We start from the raw sequence: 19,302 nt of genomic DNA on the forward strand, positions 1-19,302 counted from the left end.
GTTCCTGCCGGGGTGTTCTTTGAAGTGGTGCAGGAGAGGCGGGTGCCCAGCTGGAGGCATAGTTGAAGCGCGCTGACATGTCCCATAGTGCCCGTCTGGCCGCCCACGGTGCCGTTTCCACATCGCTGGCGCTGTGCAGTGATCGCAGACTGCGCGAGCTAGTGAACGCCGCCACACCGATCGGTTCCGGCATCGGCGGGAAGGCCGTACTGCTTGAAGTCGACGGAGCCTCGGTCTTTGTCAAGCAGATACGCCTGACCGATCTGGAGCGGCGGTCGGAGAACGTTCACTCCACGGCGAATCTGTGCGGACTGCCGGTCTTCTGTCACTACGGCGTCGGCAGTATCGGCGGCCCGGGGTTCGGAGCCTGGCGGGAGCTATCCGTGCACACCATGACGACGAACTGGGTGATCACCGGAGACTACGAGGGTTTCCCCCTGATGTACCACTGGCGGGTGCTCCCAGATCTTGGCCAGCCGCTTCCCGAGGAACTGGCCGATGTGGAACGAGCTGTCGCCTACTGGGGAGGCGGAGCGGAGGTACGCAGCCGGATCGAGGCTCTTCAACAGTCCTCGGCCAGTCTCATGCTGTTCCTGGAGTACATCCCGCAGAACTTGCACGACTGGTTGGGCGTCCAGATGGGCGCCGGTGACGAGGTGGCCGAGCGGGCCTGCGCCATGGTGGACAACGAGCTGCAAGCCGGAATCTCGTTCATGAACGCCCGCGGGCTGCTCCACTTCGATGCCCACTTCGAGAACATCCTGACCGACGGCCGGCGGCTCTTCTTCGCCGACTACGGCCTCGCGATCTCTTCTCGCTTCGAGCTCACACAGGACGAGGTCGACTTCTTCGACCGGCACCGCACCTACGACCAGTGCTACGCCGTCACGTATTTGGTGAACTGGCTGGCCGTCGCTCTGCATGGATACCAACCGGAAGAACGCAAAGCGTTTGTGCGCACCTGCGCACAGGGGGTCTCCCCGGGAAAGATCCCAGCGGCGGTCGCGGCAGTACTTGTCCGCTACGCGCCGATCGCCGAAGTGATGGGGGACTTCTATCACCAATTCCAGCAGGAGAGCCGGGCAACCCCCTTCCCGCTGGAGGCGATCCGCCAGATCGGACAGCAAGAACAGTCCGCCTGAGGCTGCGACGGGGCGAGGCTGCGCGACTCGTGCACAACCTCGCGTCTGACTCGAACGTGCAAGTGAGGCAGTTGGAGGTGGTGGCCATCTTCAGGGCTCTGTCCGCAGTTCCGTGAATCCCCAGGTCAGCGCCAGGAACGCGGGATCGTTTGGGCTACCTGAGCTCGACGGAGTAGGGGCTTCCGTCGCCGGTCCACCCGTCGGTTCCTTCGCCGATGTCATCCACGATGACGTCGTCGATGAAGTGGTCCTCGAAGTCGTCGTCGGTGAGCTCGCCGCATTCCGGAGCGCTTCGATCTCGTCCGAGCAGCGACGTTCGTCCAGGGCGGCGAGGAGGAAGTCCATCGGGGGTGGCCGGCTTCGGCGGACCAACTGAGCATCCTGCTGCAGGAGACCGAGCGATTGGACGACGATCACCGGCGTTGCCTGGTGGGATTCCTCGTGCCCGAGTTGGCGCTTCCGCACATGCGTCCGGGAGCCGAACTGCTGGTGCTGGAAGGGCCGGGCACGGTCGCCCGCGTGCGGATCGAGACCGTGCCCGGCCAGGGGTAGAGGGTGCCCCGCTCCGGATCAGGCTGCTGCCGCGAGCCCGGGCATGAGGGCGGGGGCAGCCACGCGCCGGTCGTGAAGAGCATCCTTCTTGCTGATGTCCACACCGGCGTAGCGTTCGAGTAACACCACGTCCCCGCTCCCTCCCTCACCGGCCGGCCCAGCGGTCTGCCCTTCCGGGAGGGCCAGGGTGAACTTTTGGGACCACAGCGGGAACACCGACGCCGGCCTCCCGTCATGGCGCGCTGTGTTCCACGCAAGAACAAGTTCGGGGAGATCACCAGTTACCAGGTGACGTGGCGAGACGGTGGCTCGACGTCCGGCGACTGGCAGACGGAGCGTTCGATCCCATCGCCTGCCATGCCGGTTGCGAGCAGTGCCGTCGTCGGCGTGCGTTCGGTGCCGGGATGCGGCCTCACCGCTCCGCGGAGGCTGCGGTCGAGGGCGTGAACGGCTGGCCGCCGTTGAGTTCCGCCGCGGCCGCCGCATCACCGGGAACCTTGCATGATGTCAGCGGCCGGGGAGCCGCTCGGTGATCTCCTGGAGCACCCAGCCGTTGCCATCCGGGTCGTTGAAGGTGCAGAAGGAGCCGTAGGAGGCGCGCTCGGGCTGCGGGCCGACGAGCCGTTGCTGGTCCTCGAGGTGGTGGGTGACCTCTCCGGCCTCGTGGCCGTGGTAGAAGAAGTCGGCGTCGTGGAAGATCTCACTCACCTCGATGCCGCGGTCGACGAGCTTCGCGCGGGCCTCCTCGATGTCGGAGACGACCAGGTACAGGCCTTGAGCCGAGCCTGGCGCGGCCGAAGTGATCCCGTTGCCGAAGATGATCGAGCACTCGGAGCCGGGCGGCGTGAACTGCACGCCGCGCCAGTCCTCGTTGGCGGTCTTGTCGAGGTCCAGGCGGAATCCGACCTTCTCGTAGAAGGCCTTGGCCCGGTCGACGTCGGAGACGGGCAGCACGATGACTTCGAGTTTCAGATCCATGGGAATGTCCTTACCTTCTTGTCGAGTGGACCGGTCGTCTGCTCGGATGGCAGGCGTCCGGATGTTCGGTCTGCCGGGCGCTGGGGTGTTCTTGTTGCGGTCCGAACAGGACGTACTCGGGCAGATCGGAGGGCGGCCGACAGGTGCATCTGCGGCTCAGTGGCCGGCGCTCTGGCCGCCGTCCACGTGGAGGATCTCGCCGGTGACGAACGGGGCGTTCTCCAGGTAGAGCACTGCGTCGACCACGTCGCTGACCTCGCCCATCCGGCCGACCGGGTGCAGGGCGGCGAGCACGTCCCAATACCCCTCGGTCATGGGGGTCTTGATGGTGCCAAGAGCGACGGCGTTGCTGCGGATGCCGCGGGTGGCGTACTCGATGGCCAGTGCCTTGGTCGCGGACTGCAGACCGCCCTTGGTCAGCGAGGCCAGCACGGAGGGCACCGCCGAGCTGGCGTGGTCGACCAGGCTGGTGGTGATCTGGACGACGTGGCCGCCACCCTGGCGGATCATCTGCTCGATCGCGAGCTGGCTGATGCGGAAGAAACCTCTCAGGTTGACGCCGGTAACCGCGTCGTAGTCCTCCAGCGTGTACTCGGTGAACGGCTTGCCGACGAAGACGCCGGCGTTGTTGACCAGGGTTTCGATGCGGCCGAAGCGTTCCAGACCGGCTGCGATGACGCGCTCGGCGGTCGCCGGGTCGGAGATGTCGCCCTGGACGGTGAGGACGTCGGAGTCTTCGGAGGGAGCGATGTTGCGCGAGGTCGCGACGACGGCGTAGCCGAGCTTGCGGTAGGCCTCGACCAATCCGGCACCGATGCCCTGGGACGCACCGGTGATGACCGCGACCTTCGGAACAGAGGAGTTCATGGCTGTCCTTCCGGCGGGAGGACCAGCCGCCAGTCGACCGGTCACATATGGAAAGTAGACGACCGGTCGACATATTTCGAACCCCGGCAGCGCGCCACACGGAATCTCCCCGACCTGTGGTGAATGGCCTGCCCTGGCAGAAGGGAAAGCCATTCGCAGCCGCCGACACCTCGGCCGCCCCTCGGTCGGGGAAAGTGCGGCCAGGTCGGGTTGGAGTTGTTCGGCATCGCGCCTCCCCGGTCGGATCGGGTGACGACGGCTTGTCCTGCTACCACGGTCGCGCGCTGCCAGCCCCTTCGCAGCCGGGACAGTCCCCTGGCCGGTACATGAGACAGTCCCTCCGGGGCGATGCCGCACCCCGTGCCGGTGACCTTGAAGACTCCCTCACCCTTGTCGATCGGGTGGAGAGCACCTGACTGCCTTGTACGGGATCCGACCGGGCGGGCGGCTAGCACGCCCCGAAACTATTCGGCGGCCGCGCCCAAGCCGTGCGGGTCAGCCCCACAGTCCCCTTCGTGCGGTCCTCCGAATGGGGCAGCCCGTGGCGGGCGAGGTCCCAGGCATGCGTTCCGGATCGCCTTGTTGTCCCGGTGGCCGCACACGTCAGCCGACGGGTCTGATCGGCCGTGGCCACCTTCGGCACACCAATCGCCGCCAGACGCGGCCGCGCACCGCGCTCATCTCGGCCGAGGCCGGCGCCCTCTGCAACGCAGAACACGGCCAGGTCAGCGCGGAGAGAGTCAACCACTGCAACGGCTACCGCTCGCGTGAAGGGGACACCCGGACGGTCACCATCGAGCCAGCCGCTTATCCAGTACTACGACCCCACGTCCGGTGACCGGGCCCCCTGCCCTGTGCATCAGGCGCTGGGAACGCCGGCCCAGAAGTCGATCAGCGCCTCCGCCGTCTCGGCGGCCATCTGCAGATTGGGCGAGTGCCCCGCGCCCGCCAGCACCGTGCGACGGGCGCCCAGTCGCGTGGCCATGTCCTCCAGCAGTTCCGTCGTCCAGGTGTCGTCCTGGTCGCCGTACAGGACGTGCTTGGGCACTGTGGTGCGTGCGAGTTCCGCCGTCCGGTCAGGTTCGGACATCAGCTGCCGTCCCACCACACGCAGGTGCGAGGGGTGGGTGCGCAGCCAGCGCGCGCGGAGGCGTTCTGTGTCGCCCGGCGACGCGTTCACGGGCCGGAGCTTGCGCATCGCCTCCCACACCTGGGCCATCGTCATGGTGTCGAGTGCTCCGAGGAGCAGCTTCAGTTGAAGCTGCCGCTCCTCGCCGACCTGGGCCGGGCCCGAGGACAGCAGGGTGAGGGACAGGAAGGGGCCCGGGTCCGTCAACACCGCCGCTCGCGCGAGGAGGCCGCCCATCGAGTGCCCCAGCAGATGCACCGGCCCGCCGAGAGCCTCGGCCTGTGCCAGAACATCCGCGGCCAGGGCGTCTTGCCGGTACGCGTCCTCCTCGTCGGGGCCGGTCGTCCCATCCTGGCCTCGGGCGTCGACCGCGACCGCGCGGTAGCCGGCATCGACGACGTGGGACAGGAGGGGAAGGAACTCCTCCTTGCTCCCGGTGTATCCCGGGAGCAGCAGAACGGTGCCGCGAGGGCCGTTCCTGGGAGTCGCCGCCAGCCCGGCGAACGTGCCGCGCCGGGTGCTCACCTCAAGGGAGCGGACATGCTGCGGCAGGGAAGAGTGAGTCATGGGGTGAGGAGCCTGCTGATCGCGTCGGTGCTGGGGGTGGCGACGGCGGCGTCTACGGCACTAGCCGTGATCACGTCGCGCCGCCTGCCGATGTCTCGACACCGGGGTGGGTGTCTGCCTCAGCGGCTTCGCGGGCCGCGTGCCGGGCGTCGACCGTGGACCGCAGGGCCAGCTCGGCAAGGTGCACGCCGGTGTGGGGTACGTCCGCGTCGTCCTTACGCATGGCCTTCGTCTCGCTCTTGAGGATCCGCAGCGACTGACCGAAGGAGCGGGCCATCTCGGGAAGGCGCTTGGCGCCGAACAGGATGAGGACGACGACGAGAAGGATGAGGAGCTCTGGTGCTCCGAGCTTGTTGAACATGGGCGTTTCCTTTCCGAGGGACTAAGGCACGAGAGCGGTGACTCCTGTGCGGCCGGCCTCGCTGCCGGCAAACGCGGGATCCGTGCTCTGAGTGCCGGTCGATGCCTCGACGTGCCGGGCCGGCGGGCCGGCGGCGCGCAGAGGGAACCGGCCGCACAACGGTGTAAGGCCCCTGTGCTGCCGGCCGGGATCCCTGCTGCGACGACATGAGGTGGCGTTCGGCCTTGCCGTGTCAGGAGGCTCGGGCCCTGCGGACCAACCCGGCCGTGACGTCGACGACGAGGAATCCCAAGAGGGTGATCCCCAGAACGGGAAGCGCCCAGCAGAGTGCGGCGACGGCCGGGACACCAAGGACCAGCACCGGCAGGGGCAGGCGTCGCCAGGTGCCGCGTGCCGGGGCTTTGCCGAGCGGCGCGGTGCGGTTTTCGCGTGTGGGGCGGCGCTGCCACCACATCCGGTAGCCCCAGCCGATGACGAGGACCAGGCCGAGCGCGATCACCGCCAGCGCGATCTGGTTGACGATCCCGAACAGCAGGCCCTTGTGGCCCTGCACACCGAGTTTGCTGAGCTTCGCCAGGACCGGGTAGTCCGCCCACCGGCTCTCGGAGGTGACCTCGCCCTTCACGACGTCGACGGCGACCTGGTCGTAGTGCACGGGCCACCTGTCGTCGTCCTGGGCGACGGTCCAGGCGGTCGTCGCGTCGGCGGGCGGCGTCAGCTCCACCATGCCGGCGAGCCCGGCGTTCCGCGCCAGCGCGAGGACCGTGTCGAAGTCGGCCGGGTCCGCCGACCCTGTGGCCTGACCACCGGCGGTGTGCCCCGCGTGTTCATGGTGTCCTTCCCCGGTCGGCGCCTGCGCGCCGGGCAGGTCGGTGTCGAGTTCCGGCGCGTGGCCCTGGGCCGCGTCGAGCAGCTGCCCGAACCGGTCACCCGAGTAGTGCGACCAGGTCAGGCCGGTCGCGCTGAGGAAGAGCAGACCCAGGGCGATCCACACACCCGTGGCGGCGTGCCGACTGCGCGTACGTCGCACGCGGCGCGCGGAGCGGTCGGGCAGCAGGACGCCGCGCGCGGATCTGGCACGCTGTCCGCGGGCGCGCCCGAGCCAGAGCACGAGTCCGCCGGTGACGAGAACCCAGAGCCAACTCGCGGCGACCTCGGAGTACAGGCGGCCGGTCTCGCCGAAATGGAGATTGCGGTGGAGGTCGTCCAGCCATGTGGTGAGGGGTGTGGAGCCCCATGAGGTGGTCAGCTCGCCCTTCACCTCGGCGGTGTAGGGGTTGACGAACACCGTGCGTTGCTTGTCACCCAGCTCCGGGACGGAGAGCACCACCCGCGTGGTGTCCTGCGGTCCTGGCGGGGTGATCACCGAGGCGAGTGTGCCTTCCGGGTGGGTGGCCCGGGCGGCGGCGATCTGCTCCACGAGCGGGCGCGGTTCATCACCCGGTTCCTCCACGCGCAGCCGGTCGCCGTACATGAGTTGGTCGAGTTGCGGGGTGAAGGTGTAGGCCAGGCCGGTCAGCGCGGCCACGAGCAGGAAAGGGGCGGCGAATACCCCGGCGTAGAAGTGCAGGCGGACGAGGAGTGCCCGTACGCCCTCCCATGAACGGGCCGGCTGTGCGGGTCCGGTTCCCGCGGCGGGCGGGGGCGCGGCAGGGTCTGCGGCCCCTGCCGCGGCCACGCCGGCCCCACCGAGGTCGTTCTGCGGTGTGTGTTCTCGTGTCGAAGACATGTGGGATTCCCGATCGGCACCCACGCTCGAGCAGTGGGTGTGAAGAAGCCGGCGAGTTGGTCGCCGGAGGGGTGGAACGGTGGGACACGGCGGCATTCGCAGCCCCGGGCCAGGTGAACTTCAGGTTGGGCCATCCTCATTTCGTCGGCGGCGTGGTCCGGGTTCCACCCATGGCGGCGTGCGGCCGTCGGACTTCGCCGACCTCTCCCGACCTCGCGGTCGCACAGGTGCTTCGGTTCATGTCAGTGCTGAGCGCCGGTGGCTCGGACCCACACACGTGGATCCGAGCCACCGGGCCCCGACCCGGAAATGGACTTCCCGTCCGGCTTCGGATGGTCGACCGAATGTCCGCTGAGCGCGTCGGCTTGCGGTCACCCGCAGGGTGGGACCGGTCGTCAGGCCCTGCCTCACCCCGGGGCCATCTCGGTACCGTGCCGTGAGGCCGACTCTCCGAATCCATGGCTCGGCATCATGGCTCGGCCGGTTCACCGGCCATCGAGCAGGATCGACGATGAGCGCGCGGTCCGCACGGACGAGGAGCCCATGACCGGGTTACATCGCGTGCTCGCCGTGCATCCCCATCAGGCTGCTGTGGATCTCGTGCACGGCCGGCGGCATGACCACGAAGGGACGCATCATGCCCTCGTCCTCGTGGTCGAAGAGGTGGCAGTGGTACATGGCCCGGCCGGTCTGCTCAACGATCTTTCCGCCGAGCGTGACCATCGTGTTCGCGTTGACGGTGATGGTGTCCTTCCAGCCGGACTCCTCAGGGGCGACGGGCAGCGCATCGCCGATGGTGATGGGCGCCGTGGTGCCTCCGGCGGCGAAGTCCATACCGCTGACGTCGATCGCACGCCGGTCCACCACCTGGAAGTCCATCAGGTGTATGTGGAACGGGTGGTAGATCGGTACGTTGGGCGGTGCGACGCTGATGACGTTCCACTTCTCCCAGGTGCTGGACACCGAGAAGAAGGTGGTGGGGTCCTCGAAGATCGAGGCCACACGGCGGAGGGTCTTCGTGCCACCAGGCAGGGCGATCTGCACGACACCCTCGCCGGATGCCTCGCCGGAGACCTTTTTCATCTCCCAGATCACCGGCATGCCCTTGTCAATGGTGAGCACGACGAACCGCTCGACGGCGCCCTCGGGAACGTCGGCGAGGGTGAGCTTCTTGAAGCGGCCGGACAGCTTCGCCGGAACGGTGTAGGTCTCGTTCCGCTTGGTCCCGACGCGGAACTGCATGACCTCGGGGAAGGGAATGGTGAAGTCCGGGAGGGCAGCTCCGGGGGTCTGGCCCGGAATGGTGTTGACCAGCTTGAGCTTCTTGCCCGGGAAGGCAGCGAAGTCGATCACAATGTCGGCACGTTCCGCGGGGGAGAGCGACAGTGCCTCGTCGACGGTCTGGGGAGCGCCGAGCAGGCCCAGGTCGGTGCCGACGACCTTCATGGCCCCCCGCATCACCTTGCCGGTCTCCTCGTCCACCACGGCGATCCGGTAGATGCGGGCCGGCGAGATGTTCATCAAGCGGAAGCGGTAGGCACGGGCCTCTACGTTCACATACGGCCACACCACACCGTTCACCATGGTGAACGGGCCGAAGCCCGCAAAAGACGGCGGGATCATCCCCGGCTCAGGCTTCGCCAGGGAGATCTTCTTGTTGAGGATCTGCCCGGTCAGCCGCCCTTGGTCATCCGTGTCGAAGTTGACGTCCTGGATCGCCAGCGGCATCTCGTAGGCGCCGCTGGGCAGGCCGAGCTGGTCCTCCACCTCGTCGCGGATGATGTAGTGGCCCATCAGTCCGGCCTGCACATTCAACGCGGTGACCGCCATGGCGTGGTCATGGTAAAAGAGGTGCGCAGCGGCCTGGTCGTTGCCGTATTCGGCCAACTGCGCGCTTCCAGGCGTGACCGCGAGGTCCGCACCGCCGTCGTGCAGGGCGTGGTTGTGGCCGCCGTGCAGGTGGACCGTGGTCCAGGCAGTCAGCTTGTTGACCTCGGGGCGCGCGGTCGCACCGTCGGCTCCCGGGCTGTTGTAGGGCAGCAGGCCGGGCCCGGGGCCTTCCGGGTCCACGAATACGGCCTTGAGGGGGATGGTGCCCGTCAGCTTGTTCTTCCAGGCGATGCGAGCCCGCTGCCCCCTGCGCACGTCGATGGTCGGACCGGGGAAGTGGCCCATGTAGGTCCACAGGCGGGTAGCCGGCATCTGGGAGTGCAGACGGATCTGGGACTCCATCAGGTCGATCTTCGTGATCGCTTCGTCGCCGGGGCGCAGCGTCGGAGGGATGCGCAGCGGGTCCTTGAACGGAGTCAGCTTCTTGAACTCCGGGGAGCTCACGCCGTCGAGCGGCTTGCTGCCGCCGTCAAGCGTCTCGCTGGCTTGTGCGCTCCCCTGGAACAGGCCGGTCGCGCTGTAGAGGCCCGCGCCGGCCACGGTGGCAGCGACCGCGGTGCCGCCCGCCATACCGAGGAATGTCCGTCGATTATGCTTCATATTGATTGATTTCCTGTACTGAATGGTGTTGTTATGGGTGCCTGTTTGGGCACCGTCGAAGGGAACTGCAGCCCGATGTGTCAGCGAATTCAGCAATGTGACGCGGCGTACGGTCATCCGAAGTCGCCGTGTTCTCGAGATGGCTGTCAGCCTTGAGCTACGGCGCGACACGAGCTCAGGCAGTTTTCTGCCTCAGGAAGAAGATCCCGGCCTCGCCTGAATGAGGCGCCCCCCGACGCCTCGCGTTACACCCTGTGCAAGCGATACTTGGTCCCCGCACAGGCGCCCCCGGCCCTGTAACTGCCTTTCCCCCAGAGTGCTTGTGGCCCCTGCGGCGCTGCCGATGTCAGTCGCATCGGTGCTCACTGTGTCGCCGCCTCAGGCCCGCCGGCGCCTTACTGCCGGTCGCCCTCGATGTCGAACCCCTGGTCCAAGCCGCCCCGCCGATGCCGAACGGCAACTGATACGGCTGGAAAACCGCCCGCGAGGTCCGACAATTTCCCCTCCCCTCCGAAGTCTTCATGAGTCGCACCCAATCTCAACGTTCCGCAGGACCGTTTCGGGAGAGAGCGCTACGGGCCCGTACGTGAGCTCGAAGCGGGTTTCGCGTCGAGCGCGCAACAGAGCGACGACGATCTTCCGGAAGGTCTCCGGAGAACCGACGTGATGAGAATCGTATGCATCGCAGCGACGACAGCCGGAGCGCCCTTGTCACCAAATACTTGCTCAAATCGCCATGTTCCACCCCAATAGAGGCCTTACCTCGCTGTGGGTACCCACGCCGTGGGTACCCACAGCCGGCCTTCGGGCAGCACTCCGACCAGCCAGAACCTCCCCGCCTGGAGAAACACCCGCCAGGCGGCCACATCTACGCCCGCCCAGGCCGGCCTCGGATTCAGGGCTCCAAGCCGCCGAATGACTCGGACGGCGGATTCAAGGGCTCGAAGCTTCTGGGGCGATCACCTGCCCCGCATGTTTCATCACAGGGCCGTCAGCCTGCGCTCGAAGGCTGCCGAGGTGCTCCCAGGGCCTCCCCTGTAGGGTCTTCCCGCCCCGGCCAGGCTTGGGGCAGGGGCAGCCCGCGCCACTCTTGCCCTCATCAACTTACGAGCATATGCTCTTAATATGGGCAAAAGGCGGAACACCGAGCTCGGAGACTTCCTCCGCGCCCGACGGGCAGCACTCTCACCCACGGATGCCGGGATCGCTACCTGCGGTTCGCTCCGCCGAGTACCGGGTCTGCGGCGCGAGGAGGTCGCGTGGCTCGCCGGAATGAGCGTGAACTACTACGCCCGCATCGAGCAGGGGGAGGACCACCACTTGTCCGGTGCGGTGATGGACGCGATCGCAGGCGCGCTGCGCCTGAACGAGATCGAGCGGCTCCATCTGCTGCGCTTGGCATGGCCCCCACCCATCGGGCAACTTCAGGCCGGGCCCGAAGAGGTGCGGGACTCGGTCATCGCCCTGGTCGAGAGCACCACCCAGCAGGGGGTGTGCATCGTAGGGAGGCGCACAGACCTGCTCGGCGGCAACCGGCTGGGATTCGCACTGTTCGGCCTGAGCGCGGACCAGCGGCCGAACCTGGCAAGGCAAACGTTCCTCGAATCAGCGATGCGTGACCTGATCGTGGACTGGAATGACTGGGCGCGCAATATGGTCGGCTATCTGCGGGCGGCGTCGACGGAGTACCCCGGTGATCTGCAAATGGTCGAGCTGATCAGCGAACTGAAGGCCAGAAGCCGGGATTTCATGGAATTCTGGGATACCCAACCGGTGGCCGAGTGGACGCACCAGGTCCGGGAGTTCAATCACCCACTCGTCGGACACCTCACTCTCAACAAGGAGGTCGCGCGACTTCCGGGTCCCTCCGGCCAACGCATCATCTTCTACGGCGCCACCCCCGGCTCCGAAACCGCCAAGCGACTCAGACTGCTGGACTCGCTGGTCTCTGAAGACGCGCCACAAGCGGAAATCGGTAGCCGTTTCGACAGGCGGCAAGCGCTGCCATGACCAGTACGGTACGGACGTATCGGTGGGTGGCCGCGCGGTGGCCGAAGGACCAGCGGCAGGAGGACGTCTCCTTCGAGGCGCACCACGTCCTGGCGTCGGCGCCGGACGCGTCCGAGCTGATCCGGCCCCCGCCGCTCGACGAGCGCACGGGTGAGTGCCGGCGGAGCGGGGATGCTGCTCGCGATACCACCACCGCCCCGCGGGCAGGCCACCACTCTGCGTACCGAATACCACCGGCGCACCGCTGGGATCACGAGAGTCCGCCGGCTGCTCGGGGGCACCGACCTGGTGTCGCCGATCGCGTGTGACTGTCGGACTGAGGGCAGACCGGTAGGTGGCCAGTCAGGCTGAGGTGGGTCGACCAGGTGCCGGCGACGCTTTCGGGGAACGGGGGGAACGCAAGGTCAAGCGCCTCAGAAGTAGGCCTTCCGGAGACGTGCTCAGCAACTCGCCTACGCCTCCAACCCATGGCTACCCAGCACTGTCCCGGCAACTGAGAGATGAGGAATCGGCCAGATCTGCCGTGGAGGCGCAACCAACGGCAATGGCCGTGCGTGAAGAAGGCCGGAGGGTGCCCAGAACCAGGGCATCTGGGGAGGCCTGTGGTGTCGCTGCACGATGACGATCCGACCGAAGTGGGCGGATACAAGCTGGAAAGGCGCCTTGGTGTGGGTGGGATGGGCGTGGTGTACCTCGCCCGTTCCTCGCAAGGAACGCCTGTGGCTCTGAAGGTGGTTCGGCGTGAATGGGCCGAAGACAAAGCGTTCCGGGCAAGGTTCGAGCTCGAGGTCGCTGCCGCGAGGATGGTTCACAGCCGGTACACCGCGCCCGTCGTCGACGCCAGCCCGCGGGGACCGCAGCCCTGGATGGCCACGCTCTACGTGCCGGGCCAAAGCCTCGCCGCGCAGGTGTCGCAGAACGGCCCCCTGAGTTTGTCAGAGCTGACCGAACTGGCCTGCGGGTTAGCCCAGGCTCTCGCTGACATCCACCGTGCCGGAGTGATCCACCGCGACCTCAAGCCCAGCAATGTTCTGCTCACCGAGGATGGGCCCCGGGTCATCGACTTCGGAGTCGCCCAAGCAACCGACGGCCTGGGGCTCACCGAGACTGGTCACGTCGTGGGTACGCCGGCCTTCATGGCGCCGGAGCAACTGCAGGCACTCGGCACCATCGGGCTGGAGGCGGACGTCTTCGCCCTGGGCTGCGTCCTGACCTACGCAGCAACCGGATACGGACCGTTCAGGGCACAAGGCGCGTTCGGCATCGCCTACCAGGCGGTCTACGAGGATCCGGAACTCACTGATGTGCCGGATCCCCTGAGGGGACTGGTGGCCGACTGCCTCATGAAAGAGCCTGCGAATCGCCCGACGCCCGCGGCCGTACTGAGACGGCTCACCGCTCCCCCGGCCCCGCCGCCAGCACCAGTGAATCGGGGACTGTCCGCACGGCGTCGGTGGGCCGTTCTCAAACAGGTGGTGACCCGGCGTGTACCTGTCTGGGCGGTCGCCGCAGCCATCCTGGCCACCGTGCCACTGACGCTGATCGCAGAGGGCACCGGCAACGAGTACCGGCCCGCTTCTGCGAAACCGGAACACCCGGGCATCGTGTTGGCGCACCAACAATCCTGGGCATCGAGCGTGCGCAGGGTGGCCCCCGGCGAGCAGTGCGTGCCCGGCGATCCCGCCTCAAAGATCCGGGCGTTCCTCTACTGCCTGGCCGGCGGTCAGGTCCTCAGCATCGAGGTCTATCACGGCAAGACCATGTGGGAGCACATGCGCCCTGACGAATATGCCGAGGGGCAGGCCACACTGCTCGGTGTCCGCGGAAAAGAACTCTTCTACACAACGAGTACGGAAGACCGACAAGTCCTCCGGTGCCTAGACGTCAAGACTGGACGACTTCTGTGGACGAGGACGTTCAAGAATCACCCCTCGCAGATCGTTCTGTCCCGCGACAGCTTCCTCATGATCTCCAGCCGTCGGATCGAGGGCCTTGATCCGACGGCCCGGAAGACGCTCTGGCAGCGGCCTCTCACTGGCGAGGCGTCCATCGCGGTGCTCGGGGAGAAGACTTACCTGATCGTGCGCGGGAAGCACCGCACAGACGTGACCCTGCTGAATCCCTCAACGGGCGCGATTGAAAGACCCGTTGCCCTTGAACAGAACCTTCACCTCCTGGCGGCGGCAAACGGCCTCATTGCTCTCGGGAACCGGAGTGCCGCCAAGGCGGACTCCACCCTCTTGATCGTTCTCGACACTGCAACCAACACGACGTCCCGCCTCCCCCTCCGGGGCTCGAAATTCCGGCTTACCCTGAGCCGAGGCACCGTACTGCTCGCCTACGAGGACGGCCGCATCTCGGCCATCAACGCCCACAACGGCAAAGAGCGCTGGAGCGCCTCCGCGCATGGCGCCATAATTGCCGACCCGGTATACGCCAACCGGCAGTTCCTCGTCATGACAGACGAAGGGAACGTCAGCGCCTTCAGCGCCGACAGCGGCACCCGAAGGGACGTGCACCACCCGCGCGACAGCTCAGGGGAAAAGGCATCGTTTCACCGGCCGGAAATCATCAGAGACAACGATAATGACTTCTACGCCCTCACCCCGGACGGGCTGCTGTACACGTTGCCTGTCCGCTCTCCCCAAAGCCCGCCAACCTCGGAACGTTGACAAGCGCGCACGCCTAGGGTCGACGTGTATACCGAGATCTGTTCTCGTGGATCGGCTTGAGCTCGGCGTACTCCCTCCGCAGGCGCTTGAGCTCGGCCGACTCCTCCGTCGTGGTGCCCGGCGGGGCACCACTGTCGATCTGGTCCTGGCGAACCCACTTGCGCAGCGTTTCGGTCGTCCCGATCCCCAGTCTCGCCGCGATCGCCTTCATCGCGGACCACTCCGTGTCGTACTCGGGCCGCACCTCGGCGACCATGCGGACCACCCGCTTGCGCAGCTCAAGGGGGTAAGGGGAAGGACGTGCCATGACTCGATCCTCTCAGGGGGAAAGACGTTCGCGAAGGCTCCTGTCGCGGATGATTGGATGGCGCCCCCCCCCCCGCCGCGCCGAACTCCGGTGTGAAGCAGGCGGACCACTTCTCGAAGCCAGCCGGGGCGGGATCTTCGTGGACATCCTTCTGTCGGCAGACCTGGATCACCCGCTGGAAGGCGGCAGTGATGACGCGGGTGGCTACTTGCTCCTCCGTGCACGTCCGGGCTGCCAAAATGAATTTCCGATGACTTACGGGAGCGGAGGCTTGGCGATGGACGGCGGATCTCCTGAGCTACTTCGATTCGAGGTGCTCGGACCGCTACGGGCATGGCGGGGCGGGACGCCGCTGGAGCTGGGGCCGGTCAAGCGGCAGGCCGTACTGGCCGCGCTGCTGCTGCGCAAAGGGGCTGTGGTGAGTCATGAGCGGCTGCTCGACGCGGTGTGGGGGCCGGAACCGCCCGCGGGCGGCCGCAAGGTACTGCCGACTCACGTCAACTCGCTGCGCAGGGCACTCGATCCGGAAGGCACCCTGCCCGCCGAGTCGGTGATCCGCAGCGGCAAGGGCTGGTACCGCTTCGTCGTCGAGGGAGCCCGGCTCGACACGGCGGATCTGGACGCGCAGGGCGACGAGGCACTGCGCACCGTCGCGTCGGGTGACCTGGCCACCGCGGCCGACCAGTTGTCCGCGGCCTTCGAGTTGTTCCGGGGCGAGCCTCTGTCCAACCTGCCGGGACCCTTCGCACAGGAGGAACGGCAGCGATGGGTAGAGCGGCGGCGCGCACTCCAACTGGAGTGGCTCAAGTGCCTGCTTGTGCTGGGCCGATTCGGGGAAACACTCGACAACCTTGGCGGGCTGTCGTCCGCGTCCGACCGCTACGACGAGTCGCTGACGGCCCTGCGCATGCGGGCCCTGTACGGCTGCGGGCGTCAGGCAGAAGCGCTCAGAGCGTACGAGGACATGCGCGTACGACTGCGTGATGAGCTCGGAGTCGACCCCGACGCGGAACTGCGCCGGGTGCACGAAGCGGTGCTGCACCAGGACGACACTTTCCTCCTGCGTCCGCCGGTCCCTTCCCCACCCAGGCTCGCCAAGCCGGACGAGAGCGCCGTTCCCGCCGAACTCCCGCACAACGCACAGGGCTTCGTCGGTCGCACCGGCGAACTCGGACGGCTCCACGCACTGCTTCCGCCCGTGCAGGAGCGGGGGGCGGCGCACACCGTGGTCATCTCCGCCATCGGCGGCGCCGCCGGCATCGGCAAGACCGCGCTGGCCGTGCACTGGGCGCACCAGGTCCGCAACCGCTTCCCGGACGGCCAGCTCTACGTCAACCTCCACGGCTTCGACCACGACCGTCAGCCCCTTGAGCCCCGCGAGGCGCTCGAGTTGCTGCTGCGCAGCCTGGGGCTCCCGGCGTCGGAGATCCCCCCGGGTCACGAGGCCCAGGGCCGCGTCTTCCGGACCCTGCTGGCCGACCGGCGCATGCTCGTCGTGCTGGACAACGCGGCCTCGGCCGACCAGGTACGTCCGCTGCTGCCGTCCAGCGCGACCTGCTGCGTCGTCGTCACCAGCCGCAACCGGCTCGGCGACCTCGTCGCCCACGACGGTGCCCATGCCCTGCCGCTGGATCTCCTCCAGCTGGACGAGGCCCGCGCGCTGCTCAGCCGGGCACTCGGTGCGGACCGGGTCGCCGGCGACGAGCGCGCGGTCGACGAACTGATCCGGCTGTGCGGCAGCCTTCCGCTGGCGCTGCGCCTGGCCGCCGCCCGGCTGGCGGGCGATCCGAGCCTGCGGACAGCCGATCTGGTCACCGAGATGACCGGGGGCAACAGACTGGTGGCGCTGGCACCGGAGGACCAGGCCAACTCCCCCTTACGGACAGCCTTTTCGGTGTCGTACCAGGTCCTGGCGCCAGGAATGCGCCGGCTGTTCCGCCTGCTCGGCCTGTTCCCCGGTGCGGAGTTCACCGCCGAGGCCGCGGCAGCCCTCCTGGAGGCGCCGCTGTCCCAGGCCCGGCGTCTGCTCGGCGCGCTGGCCGCGGCGCATCTGATTGAACCCGCGATGGCGGGCCGGTACCGCTTCCACGATCTCCTCCGCGAGTACGCGCAGGAGTGTGTGCTGATGGAGGAGACGGCGGCGAACCGTGAAGCCGCTCTCGAACGGCTCCTGATCTGGTACCTGCACGCTGCCCGCGCCGCCTCGGGGACCTGGCTCTTTCCGGAGCTGCCGCCCGGGCTCAGGGCCAACGACCAGCAGGTGTTGCCGTCCCACGTCGAGGCCACGGTGTGGCTGGAGGCGGAACGGGCCAATCTGCTGGCCCTCATCAACCATGCCGCCCGGCACGGTCCGCGCCCCGTCTCCTGGCACTTGGCCTCCGTACTGTTCGGAGACTTCTGGCTCCATCTACCGCGGGCGACGTGGCTGGCCGTCGCGCAGACCGCGCTGGACGCGGCGGAGGCCGAGGGCGATCCGTACGGTGCGGCGGCCATGCACCAGGCCCTCGGGGTGATCGGGTGGGACTGGGGGCATGCGCGGGAGGCGATGGAGCACAACGCGCGCGTGAGGGACATCAGTCGGGAGCTGGGCTGGGCGGAAGGCGAGGCAGCATCCCTGGGCGGCCGGGGCTTCGTGGCCTGGAGCATGGCGCGTCTCCACCGTGCGCACGAGCACTTCACCACCGGCGTGCGGGTCACCCGTGACATCGGGAACCCTCACGTCGAGGCGTTCGGGCTGGTCGGCCTCGGTATGGTCTGCCGGGACATGGGCCGGCTACGCGAGGCTGCCACCCACCTCGAATTGGCCATCAGCCGCAGCAGGAAGCTCAGCTGGTGGGACGACAGCCTGGCGCTGCAGATTCTGGGCTGGGTGTACTCGGAACTCGGCCGTCTCTCCGACGGCCTCGACGTCCTCGGCCCCTGGGCGGCCCCCGGTGAAAGGAGTGGCTACCGCAACGGCCGCGCGATGATGCTCAGCGCCGCCGCGAAGATCAATATCGAGCTCGGCCGCCACGACGAGGGACTGGAACAGGCCGAGCGTGCCTTCGCCATGGTCAAGAACGAGGGACGGCTCTGGATCCAGGCGATTCTCCTCAACACCGTCTCCACCGCCCACCGGGAGCTGGAACACATCGACCGGTCACTGCAGGCCGACACGCAGGCCCTCGCCCTCTCCCACCAGGCGAGATACCGACGCACCGAGGCGGACAGCCTCCTGGGCCTCTCCCTCACCCACCAGCATCAGGGCTGGCACGACAAGGCCCGCGCCTATGCCGAACAGGCACTGAGCCTGGCCCGCGACCACTCGTTCCGCGTGGTGGAGGGCCAGGCCCTGACAGCCCTGTGCGAGACGGCGGAGGCCGAGGAAGCCCACGGCACCGCCGTCAAGCTCGCCGCGGAGGCCCTGGCCGTACACCGCGAGACCGGCCACCGACTCGGCGAGGCCCGCACCCTCATGGCACTTGCCCGCGCCCACCAGAAAACCGACGGCGCCACCGCTGAACTGAGGAGGCAGCAGGCACGGGACATCTTCTCGGACATCGGCGTACCCGAGACGGAGTATGGAGATCCCGACCGGTGACACCTCCGCAGCCGTGCACGTCAGTCCTGCCTTCGGGACGCGAGGAGTCTGGCGCGATCACACGATGCTTGCTTGACTCATTTCTCTGAAACCGGCAAGAGGGGTGGACAGATTGGCGCGCTTCACCCCCAGAACGGCTGCGAACTTGGCAACGCACATCGGGGGGCTGAGATGCGAAGCTGGCTATGCACGATGGTGGCGATTGCCCTCATAGGCATAGGTATTTCGGGATGCTCGAAGCCCAGCAGCCGGTTGCTACTCACAGTCGACTCCCCGGTGGCACTGGCAGACCGAGCCGTGCATGTACGGATCAGCGGCCTGGAGCCCGGCCAGACGGTTGCCGTCGCCTCGCGGACGGTGGACCGACAGGGTAGGCCGTGGCACGGCTTCGCGAGCTTCACGGCAGACACGCAGGGCCTCGTCTCCTTGGACACGGCCACACCGAAGTCCGGTAGCTACAGGCACCCAGACGGCATGGGCTTGTTCTGGTCCATGATCCCCGAAACCGGCGACCGGGAGCTTGCCTACTTCTCCCCACCGGCCTCCCCACAACACAACTACCGCGTCACCCTCACCGCCACAGCACACGGGTACCAGTCGGCCTCCCGCACGCTGACACGTGCCTGGCTCGGCAAAGGGGTGACCAGTAGACAGCTCTCCGTCGCAGCCGACAAGGTTTCCGGAAACCTGTTTCTGCCGGCTCCTGACACGCAGCACCACCCTGCAGTGCTGGTCTTCGGCGGTTCGGAAGGAGGCAACAGCAGCACATCCACCGCGGCCCTCCTCGCTTCGCACGGCTATCCGGCCATGGCACTTGGCTACTTCAGAAGCCGTGTCTCAACCGATCACGGAACGTGCAAGTCGAACAGGTTTCTCGCCGGGGTGATCTTCTGGCGGTCGACGCATGAAGACAGGGCC

13 protein-coding genes and 1 pseudogene are annotated in these 19,302 nt (G+C 67.5%); 7 read left to right on the forward strand and 7 right to left on the reverse strand.

Annotated features, from left to right (window positions below; all coding sequences use genetic code 11):
- The first annotated feature begins 77 nt into the window (after positions 1 to 77).
- Both ACZ4IF_RS42230 and ACZ4IF_RS42235 read left to right on the forward strand, forming a co-directional pair.
- The gene (locus ACZ4IF_RS42230; protein ID WP_467573880.1) at positions 78 to 1,142 is read left to right on the forward strand and encodes a protein kinase family protein; all 1,065 of its coding nucleotides are present in this window, start codon (positions 78 to 80) and stop codon (positions 1,140 to 1,142) included.
- A 402-nt stretch (positions 1,143 to 1,544) separates the two neighbouring features.
- Positions 1,545 to 1,694, forward strand: a complete 150-nt coding sequence (locus tag ACZ4IF_RS42235) for a hypothetical protein (RefSeq protein ID WP_467573844.1) — start codon at positions 1,545 to 1,547, stop codon at positions 1,692 to 1,694.
- A gap of 507 nt (positions 1,695 to 2,201) precedes the next feature.
- Here ACZ4IF_RS42235 and ACZ4IF_RS42240 read toward each other — a convergent pair.
- From ACZ4IF_RS42240 to ACZ4IF_RS42265, 6 genes are all read right to left on the reverse strand, one after another.
- Complete coding sequence (locus tag ACZ4IF_RS42240; protein ID WP_467573848.1) at positions 2,202 to 2,672, reverse strand: VOC family protein; 471 nt, start codon at positions 2,670 to 2,672, stop codon at positions 2,202 to 2,204.
- A gap of 156 nt (positions 2,673 to 2,828) precedes the next feature.
- Positions 2,829 to 3,539, reverse strand: a complete 711-nt coding sequence (locus ACZ4IF_RS42245; protein WP_467573850.1) for an SDR family NAD(P)-dependent oxidoreductase — start codon at positions 3,537 to 3,539, stop codon at positions 2,829 to 2,831.
- A gap of 859 nt (positions 3,540 to 4,398) precedes the next feature.
- On the reverse strand, positions 4,399 to 5,235 hold the full coding sequence (locus tag ACZ4IF_RS42250) for an alpha/beta fold hydrolase (protein WP_467573853.1): 837 nt from the start codon (positions 5,233 to 5,235) through the stop codon (positions 4,399 to 4,401).
- A gap of 70 nt (positions 5,236 to 5,305) precedes the next feature.
- A complete protein-coding gene (tatA, locus tag ACZ4IF_RS42255) occupies positions 5,306 to 5,596 on the reverse strand; it encodes a Sec-independent protein translocase subunit TatA (protein WP_467573856.1) in 291 nt (96 codons plus the stop codon).
- 232 nt (positions 5,597 to 5,828) lie between these two features.
- Positions 5,829 to 7,325, reverse strand: a complete 1,497-nt coding sequence (locus ACZ4IF_RS42260) for a PepSY-associated TM helix domain-containing protein (protein ID WP_467573859.1) — start codon at positions 7,323 to 7,325, stop codon at positions 5,829 to 5,831.
- Between the two features lie 552 nt (positions 7,326 to 7,877).
- Positions 7,878 to 9,932, reverse strand: coding sequence for a multicopper oxidase family protein (locus tag ACZ4IF_RS42265; protein WP_467573862.1), 2,055 nt, complete (start codon positions 9,930 to 9,932; stop codon positions 7,878 to 7,880).
- Positions 9,933 to 10,940: 1,008 nt separating this feature from the next.
- Between ACZ4IF_RS42265 and ACZ4IF_RS42270 the strand changes: the two genes are divergently transcribed.
- The 3 genes from ACZ4IF_RS42270 (at position 10,941) to ACZ4IF_RS42280 (ending at position 14,497) form a co-directional block, all read left to right on the forward strand.
- Entirely contained in the window at positions 10,941 to 11,825 is an 885-nt protein-coding gene (locus ACZ4IF_RS42270; protein ID WP_467573865.1) for a helix-turn-helix transcriptional regulator, read from the forward strand.
- A complete protein-coding gene (locus tag ACZ4IF_RS42275; protein WP_467573868.1) occupies positions 11,822 to 12,133 on the forward strand; it encodes a DUF6192 family protein in 312 nt (103 codons plus the stop codon). The genes ACZ4IF_RS42270 and ACZ4IF_RS42275 overlap by 4 nt, the downstream gene beginning before the upstream one ends.
- A gap of 297 nt (positions 12,134 to 12,430) precedes the next feature.
- On the forward strand, positions 12,431 to 14,497 hold the full coding sequence (locus ACZ4IF_RS42280) for a protein kinase domain-containing protein (RefSeq protein WP_467573871.1): 2,067 nt from the start codon (positions 12,431 to 12,433) through the stop codon (positions 14,495 to 14,497).
- Positions 14,498 to 14,552: 55 nt separating this feature from the next.
- Here ACZ4IF_RS42280 and ACZ4IF_RS42285 read toward each other — a convergent pair.
- Positions 14,553 to 14,804 (reverse strand): annotated as a pseudogene (locus ACZ4IF_RS42285) (transposase); the annotation flags it as partial.
- A gap of 277 nt (positions 14,805 to 15,081) precedes the next feature.
- On the opposite strand from ACZ4IF_RS42285, the gene ACZ4IF_RS42290 reads away from it, so the two are divergent.
- Positions 15,082 to 18,384 (forward strand): AfsR/SARP family transcriptional regulator, encoded by a 3,303-nt coding sequence (locus tag ACZ4IF_RS42290; RefSeq protein ID WP_467573874.1) that lies wholly within the window; start codon positions 15,082 to 15,084, stop codon positions 18,382 to 18,384.
- A gap of 192 nt (positions 18,385 to 18,576) precedes the next feature.
- Positions 18,577 to 19,302 (forward strand): acyl-CoA thioesterase/BAAT N-terminal domain-containing protein (locus tag ACZ4IF_RS42295; RefSeq protein WP_467573883.1); only part of this gene is annotated, 726 nt, incomplete at its 3' end.

This window comes from Streptomyces sp. NPDC025784 (assembly GCF_055558435.1).

Bases quoted from the DNA above. Each gene is read 5' to 3' on its own strand.
- ACZ4IF_RS42265 (WP_467573862.1), bottom strand. From the start codon at position 9,932: ATGACCGTACGCCGCGTCACATTGCTGAATTCGCTGACACATCGGGCT.
- ACZ4IF_RS42250 (WP_467573853.1), bottom strand. From the start codon at position 5,235: ATGACTCACTCTTCCCTGCCGCAGCATGTCCGCTCCCTTGAGGTGAGC.
- ACZ4IF_RS42275 (WP_467573868.1), top strand. From the start codon at position 11,822: ATGACCAGTACGGTACGGACGTATCGGTGGGTGGCCGCGCGGTGGCCG.
- tatA (WP_467573856.1), bottom strand. From the start codon at position 5,596: ATGTTCAACAAGCTCGGAGCACCAGAGCTCCTCATCCTTCTCGTCGTC.
- ACZ4IF_RS42240 (WP_467573848.1), bottom strand. From the start codon at position 2,672: ATGGATCTGAAACTCGAAGTCATCGTGCTGCCCGTCTCCGACGTCGAC.
- ACZ4IF_RS42270 (WP_467573865.1), top strand. From the start codon at position 10,941: ATGGGCAAAAGGCGGAACACCGAGCTCGGAGACTTCCTCCGCGCCCGA.
- ACZ4IF_RS42230 (WP_467573880.1), top strand. From the start codon at position 78: ATGTCCCATAGTGCCCGTCTGGCCGCCCACGGTGCCGTTTCCACATCG.
- ACZ4IF_RS42260 (WP_467573859.1), bottom strand. From the start codon at position 7,325: ATGTCTTCGACACGAGAACACACACCGCAGAACGACCTCGGTGGGGCC.
- ACZ4IF_RS42245 (WP_467573850.1), bottom strand. From the start codon at position 3,539: ATGAACTCCTCTGTTCCGAAGGTCGCGGTCATCACCGGTGCGTCCCAG.
- ACZ4IF_RS42290 (WP_467573874.1), top strand. From the start codon at position 15,082: ATGGACGGCGGATCTCCTGAGCTACTTCGATTCGAGGTGCTCGGACCG.